General features: G+C 50.4%; 11 protein-coding genes. 2 read left to right on the forward strand and 9 right to left on the reverse strand.

The window, feature by feature from the left end:
- Nucleotides 1-8: 8 nt before the first annotated feature.
- From P1P89_12345 to P1P89_12385, 9 genes are all read right to left on the reverse strand, one after another.
- Nucleotides 9-959, reverse strand: a complete 951-nt coding sequence (locus P1P89_12345; protein MDF1592298.1) for a cupin domain-containing protein — start codon at nucleotides 957-959, stop codon at nucleotides 9-11.
- Nucleotides 960-1,153: 194 nt separating this feature from the next.
- Nucleotides 1,154-1,657, reverse strand: coding sequence for a tripartite tricarboxylate transporter TctB family protein (locus P1P89_12350; protein MDF1592299.1), 504 nt, complete (start codon nucleotides 1,655-1,657; stop codon nucleotides 1,154-1,156).
- A gap of 6 nt (nucleotides 1,658-1,663) precedes the next feature.
- Nucleotides 1,664-3,139: a tripartite tricarboxylate transporter permease gene (locus P1P89_12355; protein ID MDF1592300.1), complete on the reverse strand. Its 1,476-nt coding sequence runs from the start codon at nucleotides 3,137-3,139 to the stop codon at nucleotides 1,664-1,666.
- A gap of 67 nt (nucleotides 3,140-3,206) precedes the next feature.
- On the reverse strand, nucleotides 3,207-4,232 hold the full coding sequence (locus P1P89_12360) for a tripartite tricarboxylate transporter substrate binding protein (protein ID MDF1592301.1): 1,026 nt from the start codon (nucleotides 4,230-4,232) through the stop codon (nucleotides 3,207-3,209).
- Nucleotides 4,233-4,342: 110 nt separating this feature from the next.
- The gene (locus tag P1P89_12365) at nucleotides 4,343-4,885 is read right to left on the reverse strand and encodes a tripartite tricarboxylate transporter TctB family protein (protein MDF1592302.1); all 543 of its coding nucleotides are present in this window, start codon (nucleotides 4,883-4,885) and stop codon (nucleotides 4,343-4,345) included.
- Nucleotides 4,882-6,351: a tripartite tricarboxylate transporter permease gene (locus P1P89_12370; protein MDF1592303.1), complete on the reverse strand. Its 1,470-nt coding sequence runs from the start codon at nucleotides 6,349-6,351 to the stop codon at nucleotides 4,882-4,884. Before P1P89_12370 ends, P1P89_12365 begins: the two co-directional genes overlap by 4 nt.
- 108 nt (nucleotides 6,352-6,459) lie before the next feature.
- Nucleotides 6,460-7,482 carry a tripartite tricarboxylate transporter substrate-binding protein gene (locus P1P89_12375; GenBank protein ID MDF1592304.1) on the reverse strand — a complete coding sequence of 341 codons (1,023 nt, stop codon included), beginning with the start codon at nucleotides 7,480-7,482 and terminating at the stop codon, nucleotides 6,460-6,462.
- 38 nt (nucleotides 7,483-7,520) lie between these two features.
- Nucleotides 7,521-8,090: a cupin domain-containing protein gene (locus P1P89_12380; protein MDF1592305.1), complete on the reverse strand. Its 570-nt coding sequence runs from the start codon at nucleotides 8,088-8,090 to the stop codon at nucleotides 7,521-7,523.
- Nucleotides 8,091-8,334: 244 nt separating this feature from the next.
- Entirely contained in the window at nucleotides 8,335-9,732 is a 1,398-nt protein-coding gene (locus P1P89_12385) for a UbiD family decarboxylase (GenBank protein ID MDF1592306.1), read from the reverse strand.
- 344 nt (nucleotides 9,733-10,076) lie between these two features.
- Here P1P89_12385 and P1P89_12390 point away from each other — a divergent pair, with 344 nt between their 5' ends.
- Both P1P89_12390 and P1P89_12395 read left to right on the forward strand, forming a co-directional pair.
- Entirely contained in the window at nucleotides 10,077-11,795 is a 1,719-nt protein-coding gene (locus tag P1P89_12390; GenBank protein MDF1592307.1) for a thiamine pyrophosphate-binding protein, read from the forward strand.
- A gap of 32 nt (nucleotides 11,796-11,827) precedes the next feature.
- Nucleotides 11,828-12,036: FAD-dependent oxidoreductase (locus P1P89_12395; GenBank protein MDF1592308.1), on the forward strand; the 209-nt coding region annotated here is incomplete at its 3' end.

The raw sequence follows: 12,036 nt of genomic DNA on the forward strand, positions 1-12,036 counted from the left end.
CTCTCCTGCTATCGCCCGACGATATTCGCATAGGTGCTTCCGATTGTCGGAAACGTTCTTTTGGCAATGTCCTCAAAGAATTTCGATCGCATTCCGAATTCGATTCGCAGCATCACAGACTCACTGCTGCCGGTATTGAAGTGCTGGTGCATGGTGACGGGGCCCTGGACGTGCAATAGCGTACCCTTTTTCCAGGGCACTTTGACCTCGTCCACGATGGAATGCCCTTCTCCTTCGAGGATATAGACATGCGCTTCCATGTGGGCGTGTCGTTCCGGAGACTCCTGCGGTTCGTCGCACATGAGGGTGGTGATCTGGGCCTCGGTGGCCTCAAAGCCGACCCCCGGATAACCCATCAAATTGACCCTGCGCGCGTGAAAGTGATCCTTCTTGCGGTCTTCATCTGTAGCCAGCCGCTGGGGGGCATCCTTCATATGCAGCACCAGTCTGCCGAGTTTATTCGTGCTGATACCGGATATCGGCCGGGGGTCCTTGGGCTCTCCCGGCTTTATCTGGGCCGCGTCTTCATACTGAACCAGCTTGGCAAGTCCCACGAATCGTTCCAGATGAATGGCGTTGGCTGCAATGTACCGCACAGTTCCGCTGCCCGTATTGAAATGCTGGTGCACGGCGCCGAAGGGCATGAAAAGCGTGGATCCCTTTTCCCAGTCAAATCGCTCGCCGTCAATGACCGTGCACCCATTGCCTTCGATGATGAACATGACCTCCTCGCCATGGCTGTGTTTTCCCGTTTTCCACCCTTCCGGAATTTCCACCAGCATGGTTTGGCCCCCTTGGGTAACAAAACCATTGTCCGGCGAAGCCAATAAGGCGGTCCGTTTGTCCTGCCGGGTCTCGATCCATTCGAGCTCCTCCTCGTGAATCACCTTTGGCGCTTTGGCGCGCTCTGCTTCCGTTTCGTCCCAGAATTTAAGCCAGCGATCATAGAAATTTTCCATCGTTTTCTCCTCTTCTAAGTCATTGAATGTTCTTGTTCTTGAATTTGGTTTTATCTGTAATATTAAGATGTCCGGCTCATACAAATTTCAATGCATAACAGCAAACATATTCTCTATAATCCTTATACTGACAAGCTTTTGCGGCGGCAGAGAGTTATCGGTGCGGGTATAAACCAAAATTTAGCATTTATTCTTTAACCACTTAAAAAAAATCCTTTATATAGCGGAATGGATAGCACTTTTATGAAGATGATGTACATTACCAGCATGGTTCCCAATGGCAGACTCAGGGATAATTTCCACCCTTGTGCATATCTGAATTTCAGGAAAATAAAAATAAACAGAGGCAGGCCCACCATGATGCCCGCCAGCATAATCAACATCACTGCGACACCCAGCCATAAAAATATTTCGAGTTCCTTACGGCTTCTTTCGGCATCGTCCGATTCGATATTCTTCTTAGCCTTCCGGCCCCTACTTGAAATATTTTCTGCATCAAGGCCGCCCAATTCTGAATATTTCCTTGATAGGTTCGGAAAAAAATCCAGCAGCGCTTGAAATCCCGTAAGCAGAACCATCGGAATCCCGACTATCAGGGGGAAAATTCTAGGCGTTCGGCTGTAGTTCATTCCGATCAGGACATAGCCGACTGTTATGATGAATAAAAAAATATTTAATAACCTTCCGCCGTATTTCATGGTCAATTACCTCGTTTTCATCTTTCGGAATAAGACCGGCGCGATCATGGTCAACATAATGATAATAATCAATATCATACAGATCGGGCGCATAAAAAATAACCACCCATAGAGTTTGATGGACATATGCAGGTATCTCTCAACGATGGTTCCAAGAACGATTCCGATGATCAGCGGCGCCCGGGAATAACCGTTTCTTTTCAACATATAACCCAGAAATCCAAATCCCACCGCCAGAAAAATATTTTCAATCTCATTGCCGTCCACATACGAACCGACCAGACAAACCGTGGTGATCATGGGCACCAGGATATACACCGGCAGAAATGTAAGCCGGGCAATGGGGCCGCAAAACGCCAGGCCGATGAGGGTGGTCAGCACATTTGAAATCGCCAGGACACTTGCCAGGGCAAAGGTATAATTCAGCTTAGTGGTCAGCATTTCAGGACCGGGCACCAAGCCCAGCATAACAAAAACGCCGAGCAGGATAGCCATGCCGGCGCTACCGGGGATCCCAAAGGCAACCGTTGGAATCAAAGCGCCGCCTTCTTTTGAATTGTTGGCGCTTTCCGGCGCCAGGATGCCGTCTACCGCACCCTGGCCGAACATGTCTTTTTCTTTCGAAGTCTTGGCGGCAAGACCGTAAGCTGCCAGGTTGGAAACCGTCCCTCCCAAGCCCGGTACAATCCCGATCAGTGTTCCCAGTGCACTGCACTGCAACAGCACCGGCCAGTGACTAACAGTATCTTTGATTCCCTGCCAGATCAGGCGCCATTGTGAATCGCCCATTTCCACATCTGAAATGCTTGAACCCTTTGCCATGAGCATGGCAAGCTCGGGAAAGGCAAAAAGTCCCACAACAACCGGAATTAACGGAACACCATCCCAGAGGACCAGTTGCCCGAAAGTATAACGGGGAATGCTGGTGATGGGATCAAGTCCCACAAGGGACAGCATCAATCCCAGCCCCCCCGCAATTAACGCTTTAATGAGTGAGCCTCCTCCTAAAACGACAATAAAGGCAAGTCCCACAAATGCCATAATAAAATATTCCGGAGAAGACAGCGCCATGAGCAGGATTCGCATAACCGGAATCGATGCCACCAGTACCACGAAACCAAAGAGGCCGCCAACGGCGGAGCTGGTGGCGGCGATGCTCAGTGCCCGGGCGGCCTCTCCTCTTTTGGCCATCGGGTACCCGTCCCAGCAGGTAGCGATGGCCTGTCCGGTTCCCGGTGTATTGATAAGAATGGCGCTGATGGAACCGCCATATTCGACGGCAACGTGTGCGCCTAACAACAGACTCATGGCCGTTGCTGGATTCATACCGATAACAAACGGAATTAAGACAGCCAGGGAGGTCTGCCCTGAAAGACCGGGTATGGAGCCAAAAACAATTCCGACCAATATTCCCATAGTCATAAACAGCATGTTTTTCATGGTGAGTATCATCATCAGCCCGTCAAAGGCAGCATCTATCATGAACCCTCTCCTTTACATCGCCTAAACGGTTTCCAGTCCCAACCGCAAGAGGTATAGATATGGTATATTATTTTGATATTTTGCGTAATTCACGTACTTTTGGCGCAAGTAACCCTTCTGTTGAAAAGATGTCATTTACCAATTTTTCCAGCTTTTCCCCGCCCAAATAATTTATAGTCCGCTTATTTTTTTCAAGCATTTTTTGAAAATCGGGATCATTGACCGTTTTTTGATAGGCCTCCCGGAGAACAGCCAGTCGCTCCGCCGGAACACCCGGCGGCGCAAAAATAACCCGGTCAATCTCAAATGAATAGGATAGCGCTTTTGCGATATCCTTTGCTTCTTGAGATGTTGCAAGTTCCAGGGCCGTCGGCACATCCGGCATTTCAGGGCTGCGGGTATCTCCCACAACCATAATCGGCTTCAAATCTCCTGATTTGAATAAAGGCAGGATGGAACCGACGCTGACCTGAACCCCGTCGACCTCACCCTTGACAGCGGCAAGATTTGCCTCGCGGGAACCGGTATAGCCCGTCACCGGATCAATTTCCAGTCCCAATAATTTTCCCATTATTAGAGAAGCAAAATAGTCATCGCTGCCGACACCTGAAAAACCGAGTGTTATCGCCCTGCCGGCATTTTTTAAATCGTCAAGACTCTTAAAGGGTTTTGTACCACTTGTAGCCATAACATGTTCTTCAAATGCGACTCTTCCGACCCAGGTCAGTTTGGAAATATCGTATTTAACCCCCTCGATCCCGCTCCACTGGGCAAACAACATCCCCGAGCCGGTCGTAAGGCAGATCGTCCGACCGTCAGGCTTTGAAGCCCACAATTGATTGCGTCCCCTGAGGCCACCGGCGCCGGTCACATTGTTGATGACCACGTTTATTCCCGGGATGTGTTTTTTAAAATACGGCGCGAACATCCGGGCATAGGTATCAAATCCACCGCCGGGACCGTGGGGAACGATTATTTCAACGGTCTTGCCATTGAAAAACGCATAATCCGGGGCTGCTGCCAATGCAGCCGCCACACTAAAAACAACCCATACAAAAATGAGTGCCGATATACCAGTGATTCGCTTTTTCATTGTCCCTCCTTCTTAAAAATAAGTATAGCTCCGTCCAATATAGGCACCGAGACCTTTGTAAAAAATCATTTTGCTCATTTGTAGTGCCGGGCTTAAAATTTAATCTCAAACTATCGGCCCAGAATTAAAATAAAAAGATACCCCTTATACAAAAACACATTCAATAAAACTTCAAACCCGAAATGCATGACAACCGCGATGCCTGCGGCTGAAAGCAGTGAAAAACGCCAGCCGGCCATGGCCCGATATTTAAGAAAAATCCCGACCAGTAGCGAGAGCGACAATAAAAAGCCAAATAAAAAAATAGTCCCGCTGAAAAGGAGGACCCAAAGAAACATCTCCTGAACAGACAGGGCCCCAACGGTCCGGGCGGCATCTTTTTCGCTGTCGTCTTTTTTTTCAGACAAACCGGTTTTTTTTTGTTTGATTAAATCGGCGCTGAAGAACTCTCTTTTTTTGTTTAGAAATGAAAATTTGGCTGCAAATCTCGGCAAGCTGCTGATTAACTGCAAACCGATAAAAATCATCCCGGCGATGCCGACCATGAGCGGAACCAGACGGGCCGTTGGACTGTATGGCAGGCTCAGCGCCACAAACCCGGCAATAATCAGCAAGATGAAGCATCCAAAAATAAATTCGCCCCTATTCTTCATGCCGGCCTCCTGTTTGATTTTCGGATAAAGGGAAGGACGGCGACGGCCGCGAGCAGCACAAGTAAGACCATGGTCAGCGGCCGGGTGAGAAAATCCCAACCGAAAAGCTGAATGGCCAGATGAAAATTTTTCTCAACGATATTTCCCAAAACCAGACCGATGATGAGAGGGCCCCGGGGATACCCGTATATTTTCATGCCATAGCCAAAAAAACCCATGATAACCGTCATCAAAACATCCAGCATGAGGCCGTTGCTGCTGTATGATCCCAGCAGCGCCACGGCAATGATAAAAGGCGCCATCAGCGAAAATCGCACCATGGTCAGCCGGGTCAGTTTTCTGGCAATCGACAGACCGATCACGGCGCCCATGATACCGCCCAGCACGATCATCCAGACCAGCGAAAAGAGAAACGGCAACTGCTCATTGAGCATTTTGGGGCCCGGTTGCATCCCCTGAATTAAAAAGGCGCCCAGTAAAATGGCCATGGTCTCGCTGCCCGGAACGCCAAAAGCGATGGTTGGGATAAGGGCGCCGCCGTCTTTGGCGTCATTGGCGGTTTCAGCCGCAATGACGCCCTCGATTACACCGGTGCCGAACTTTTCGGGATGTTTGGAAGTTGAAACAGCATGCGAGTATGAAACGATATTGGCAACAGCGCCGCCGGCCCCGGGGATGACACCAATGACTGTGCCGATGACGGCGCAGCGAACCATGAGAAACCAGTGCGTAAAAACAGCTCTAACCCCTTTTAAAACCCCGGTAGCCGTTTTGGGAATTTCTTTTTCCGAAATCGCGCCGCCCTGGCTGGCAAGATGGATGACTTCCCCGATGGCGAACAGTCCGACGATCATCGGAATCAGGTCCACCCCTTCCCACAGATAGAGTGTGCCCAGGGTATATCTTAAATCGCCGGAAACCGGATCAAATCCCACAAAAGAAAGCAAAAGCCCCAGAATTCCGGCGGTCAGCCCCTTTAGAAAAGAGCCTTTGCTGATGGAGGCAATCGATGTCAATCCGAATATGCACACTACAAACAGTTCGGGAGGACCGAACAGCATCACGACCCTGCGCATCACCGGTATCAGCAACGCCAGAATAAACGCGCCGACAATGCTGCCCATGGCCGAAGATGCGGCCGAAGCCCCCAGCGCTTCGCCGGCGCGTCCTTGCTGGGTCAGCGGGTACCCGTCAAATGTGGTTGCAACATTCTGACCGGTGCCGGGAGTGTTAATCAGAATGGCGCTGATGGACCCGCCGAACATCACTGCGCTGTGACCGCCCACTAGAAGGGCAAATGCCGAAACCGGATCCATGGTATAGGTTAAAGGGATCAGAATGGCATAGGCCACCGGCCCGCTTAGCCCCGGCATGGCGCCAAAGCCCAGAAACAGCATCACCCCGGCCGCCAGATAAAAAAGGCTGGTGGGATTCATTAATAAAAGGAACCCCTCTATCAGTGCCATCTGTCAACTCCTGTCCGTTATTGAATCCAACGAAAATCCGTAAGCGAAAACAACCGTGAATGAATCCGCTCTATCTTGTCAATAGGGTCTGTAGGAATCTGAACGCTTTTACTTGGCGGCTTCCTTCAGAACAGGCTTGATTTTTTCCGCTGCGGTCATGCATGTCTGCATCAGGGCGGTCATCTGTTCACCCTTCATGGCATTGACCGGCCGGCCCCGCTTTTCCAGTTCTTGAATGATGTCTTTATCGGAGAATACTCCCCATACGGCTTCCCTGAGCAGTTTGACCCTGTCGGCAGAAACACCCGGCGGCGTACAGAATGCACGGCCGAACTCAAACGTATTGGTGATCGCCGTCATAATATCTTTTTTATCCGGCGGAGCAATCTCGATTGCCAGGGGGACATCTTTAAACCGCGGGTCTCTTTCCAGGGCAACCTGCAGGATCGGTATAACATCGCCGGAATCAATCAGGTTCAGCAGGCTGCCGACTGTTGACTGGGTACCGTCCACATCCCCTTTGACGACAACCAGATTGGTTTCACTGGTGCCGCCGAACCCCACCACCTGACGCAACTTGAATCCCAGGGCATCGGCAATAACGGCCGCCGCCAGAAAATCGTCACTTCCTTTGCCAGTTGCAGAAAAGACCACCGTGCGGTTTGCTTCCATCAGATCCTTAATCGATCGGAATGGAGATTTCTTGCCGACGGCAATGATATGCGGTTCGGCGTCTGAGCGTCCCAGCCATTCGATTTTACCCAGGTCGTATTTTACGCCCGGGGTTTCCATGACCTGATTGAATATCATCCCGCCGCCGTTGATAATGCCGATGGTCAACCCATCGGTGGGAGCCACATAGAGCGAATTCGTGCCGGTCATCCCGCCCGCCCCTTTGATATTTTTAACAATCGCCGTTTTAATCGGCAGAAAGCGGGAAATATGCTGGGCAAGGCTTCTGGCATAAACATCAAAGCCGCCCCCGACACCGTATGGGCAGTAAATTTCGAGAACCTTGTTATTATAAAATTCTCTGGCATCTTCTGCATATCCTGCGGTTAAAGAAATAAACACCCAGGAAATTGCCAACAGGACAAACAACAGTCTTTTCGTTATTTTCGCTTGTTTCATCTCAACCTCCTTTGGTTATCTATAATTTGGAACAACTTCTAAAGGTACTTAAATCCCTCTCCGTTCTTCACCCCCCCCTCCGGCGTAATTGAAACCCAGGAGTACGGGGACGGCTCAATGGTTTTGAGCTCTTTTTCATATTCTTCCTGGGTGACGTTTTTACCCACCTCAATCCAGCGGTCCAAGCCCAGAAAGTTCAGCAGCCGCTTATTGGTAATCCCCAGATAAATGACCCGGTCCGGTCCTTCATTCACGTGGGAATGCCAGTTCATGGTCGGCATGTAAAGGGCGTCACCCTGCTCCCAGTCATAACGCTCGCCCTGAACAATGGAATAGCCTTTCCCCTCCAGAATAAATACCAGCGCTTCGTTGTGGTGCTTATGCATCCGGGAGCTTTTTCCGGGGACCAGTTCCGACAGATGAATATTAATGGTGCGCATGGGCAGATCGATATCCCGGCTGCGGTGCTTGCGCTCCTTGCAGTCGTACATGTCCTTTAAGGGGCTTTTCTGAACAATATTCTTGACCAGTATCGGCCGGACAACTTCTTCATGGCGATGAATCTTGCCGGTTTCCCGCGGATTGATATCATTTTTGTCTTCCGTCATAAATCCCTCCGGATCTGCTAAGTAGTTAAAATAAAATATGAATCCTTAGAGCCGCCTTGATGCTGCGTCCCTTGCTTACTCGCTGTCTATGACTTCTTTTGCTTCCTTGTCCAGAAACCTGGCCCCGCAAAAGGGGCATAACAATTTCCGTTCTTTTAATCTAAAATCATCTTTTGACGCATAAAACTTCCGCCCGCATTCGGGGCATGCAATCCAAAATATTTTGGCCATAATTTCTTCACTCCTATGGTAGATAGTCTTTAAGATCGATGCGCTTCATAATCTCTGCCGGAATATTGATTCGTTCCGAAAACGGGCGGGTCACCGGTCGGGTGGCATCGACAATCATCTTGCCGCCCACGGCATGCTTAACCGCGGAAGGATCCAGTGTCCCTCCCCGGGCATTTTTGATAATGTTGATATCCAGGTCCGGCTGAACGCGGGTTGCCATCGCCCACATCACTTCACGCTCATTAAACGGGTCGACATCGTCGTCTACCACGATAACATGTTTCAGTTCATCATGATGCGGAAAGGCCGCCATGCCGGCAACGATCCCTTCACCATCAACTCTCTGCTGAAGGGAAATATAGGCGTGAAATCGACAGCATCCGGAAATGGGGAAATGAACCCCTTTGACACCGGGCACGGCCCGCTTGATTTCTTCATAAATGCCGGCCTCCTTGGGAATACCTCCCAAAATGGCCGTATCGGCGTGCCCAACCAGAATGTTCAGATAAATGGGATTTTTTCGGTGGGTAATGGCGGTTATCTTTACCGACGGCGACCAGCGCTGTGGTCCGTAATAGCCTGTAAACTCCCCAAAGGGACCTTCGGCGTCCCGCTGGTTGGGTAAAATCTCCCCTTCAACGATCACTTCGGCATCGGCCGGCACCAGTAACCGTTCGCCGTATGTTTCGGAAGGGACCAGTCTTAAGGGTTCTCCGATGATGCCGCCGATGGTCTCATACTCGTCAATCTCCATGGAACTGATGGCTTCCGAACCCAGATAAAACCCGGGATGGTGTCCCAGGACATGGGCGATCGGCAAAGCCTCGCCTTTTTCCTGGGCCCGCATGTAGTAGTTCCATAAATGTCGCGGCGACATCCATATCCGCGATTCGGTCTTGCCGGCAACGATCATGCGATGATGCGATGAGTTATAGTTTTTCCCGGTATCCGGGTCCGCCGCCACCACGGCATCGGGCAAATAGGGGTAGCCGTCCATCTCATGGTGCGTTACCACCGGCAGGTCCCTTAAATCGACGGCATCTCCAGTGATAATCACCTCTTTTACGGGGGCATCGGCCCGGCCGACCATGACCGGTTTAATCGGCTTTAAGGACCTTTCTGCAAACTTAAAGCTGGTCTCCATGCGCCACTGGTCCTTGTCCAGTCCCAGCGCAACAGCACAAAACTGGCGCATGGCAAAAATATTTGTTGCCACCTTAAATCCACTCTTCTTCCCCTTAACGTTTTTAACATTTTCAAAAACGAGAAGGGGAAACCGGCCTTCATTTTCAAGTTTTTGTTGAATCGCCGTTATTTCAAATTTTGGATTAACCTCCTTTTTTATAACGACACACTCTTCCGGCATTGCCGCCTGCAGCTCATGAATGAAAGTTCGCAAATCCTTTGCCATAAAGCGTTCCTTTCTAATATAAACAGAATATTGCCGAATCTAGTATCCGGTTTGCCCCAGCGAATTAATTTCCGCGCATGGCGTCAGTGACGACGCCTAATTCTAATTGGCGGCAATAAACCGGAACTGACATAATTGCCTGTTGAACATTGCGCATAAACTTTTTGCCAATGTTTTTTTGACTTTCTACGATTAGAACGGAGCTATTGTCAATAGTTGTGTATAAAAGGTTGCATGCTGTTGACCATGATCGAATGCAGGCATCGTAAAAGATTCCTGTATATTTGTGATTTCGGATGATGTATATAAAAAATTTATTTGCAATGGAAGATAAGGGAATAATAATGAACGGCGCAGAGGTTATTATACAGCTATTTAAGGAATATCAGGTTGATGTGATCTTCGGGGTTCCCGGAGATACCAGCATCAAACTTTACGAAGCGCTATACAATGCCGGCTCCGCAATCCGCCATGTCATGGCCAGGGATGAGCGTTCAGCTTCTTTTATGGCGGATGTTTACGCACGCCTTTCGCATAAACCCGGTATTTGTGAATGCCCCAGCGGCGCCGGCGCCCTCTATTCCGTGCCGGGTGTGGCCGAGGCAAATGCGAGTTCAATACCCGTTATTCTGATTACCTCTGACATCCCACTGTCCGGCGAAGGGAAAAAAACGATCACGGAACTGGATACCCAAAGCCTTTTCGAGTCTATCACCAAATGGTCCAGTATCGTTAAACAATCGGAAAAAATTCCGGAAACGCTTCGGCGCGCTTTTAGAATCGCCACCACCGGGCGTCCGGGCGCAGTGCATCTTGCCTTCCCGCAGGAGGTGCTTAACGGAGTATTTTCCGGTAAGGCCGAAACCATATATAGTGAAAAAGAATGCCGCGGTTATCCGGCATACCGCAGCCGCGGGAGTCGGAAGGTTTTGGAAGAATTAACCCTGCACCTGCAAGGTGCCTTACGCCCGGTTATAGTTGTCGGCGGCGGCGCAAATCATTCCCAGGCCGGCAAAGAGATTATCAGCCTTTCGGAATGGCTTCAAGCCCCGGTGGTAACAACGATATCCGGGCAGGGAATTATGCCCGACGATCATCCCCTGGCGTTAGGGGTTATCGGCGATAATGGATTCCATCCCCATGCCAACCGGGCGGTGGAAGAAGGCGATGTGCTGCTCTATATCGGTTGTAAAATGGGGTCGGTATCAACCATCAAATGGACACTGCCCTCATATAAAGCTGATCGAAAAATATTGCAGATCGATCTGGATCCGGAATTATTATCCAATAATTTCAAGAACACCTTGAGTGTGGCCGGGGATGCACGTCTGGTTTTGGAAGACCTGTTGACGCTGCTTCAGGCCCACGTAGGAATCCGAAAACCTACCTCTTGGGTAAATGATCTTAACCGTTCACGGGCCCAATTCTGGAAAGAGTCTGAACAATTATTCCACTCCGAGGCTTTACCCATCAAACCGCACAGGGTTATTGCCGCTCTGAACAAAAGGCTGCCGTCGCCCGCCATTGTCATCGCCGACGCAGGCACGCCGACCCCTTATATTACCCGCTTTTTGAAATTGGGCGGAAATGGCTCCCGGTTTATTATTCCCCGGGCCTATGGTGGTCTTGGCTATGCCATTCCGGCCATGGTGGGAGCGCATATGGCCCGGCCGGAAGCAAGCCTGGTGGGGCTGTTCGGCGACGGGAGCCTGGGAATGTCTGCGGGCGAGCTGGAAACACTGGTGCGGCTGAAAACGCCGGCGGTACTGATTCATTTTAATAATGGCTCTTTTGGCTGGATAAAGGCGCTGCAGGCCCTTCACGCCGACAGCAAGTTTTTTTCCGTTGACTTTACGGCCGGACAACCGAGCCGGGTGGCGGAAGGATTCGGCATGAAAGCCTTTCATGTAAACACCCCTGCAGAACTGGACGATAAACTCGACGCCGCGTTTAGCAGCGACGGGCCTGTTTTTCTTGACGTTGTAACGGAATCAGAAGTAAAAGAACTGCCGCCGGTGCATTCCTGGAACCAGGCCGCTATAAAATTCGGCAAATCGATATGACAGGTCTTTTTTAAACAAGGAGAATGAATTCAATGAAAGTCATCATCGTGGGCGGGGGGTGGGCCGGCTGTGCGGCAGCCCTTTCAGCCCAAAAGCAAGGGGCCCGGGTTGTTTTGATCGAACGGACCGACATGCTGCTGGGGACCGGCCTTGTGGGCGGCATCATGCGCAACAACGGCCGCTACACGGCCGCAGAGGAAATGATCGCCATGGGCGGCGGCGAGATCTTTCAACTGACCGA

The sequence above is a fragment of the Desulfobacterales bacterium genome, from assembly GCA_029211065.1.
Taxonomy (GTDB): domain Bacteria; phylum Desulfobacterota; class Desulfobacteria; order Desulfobacterales; family JARGFK01; genus JARGFK01.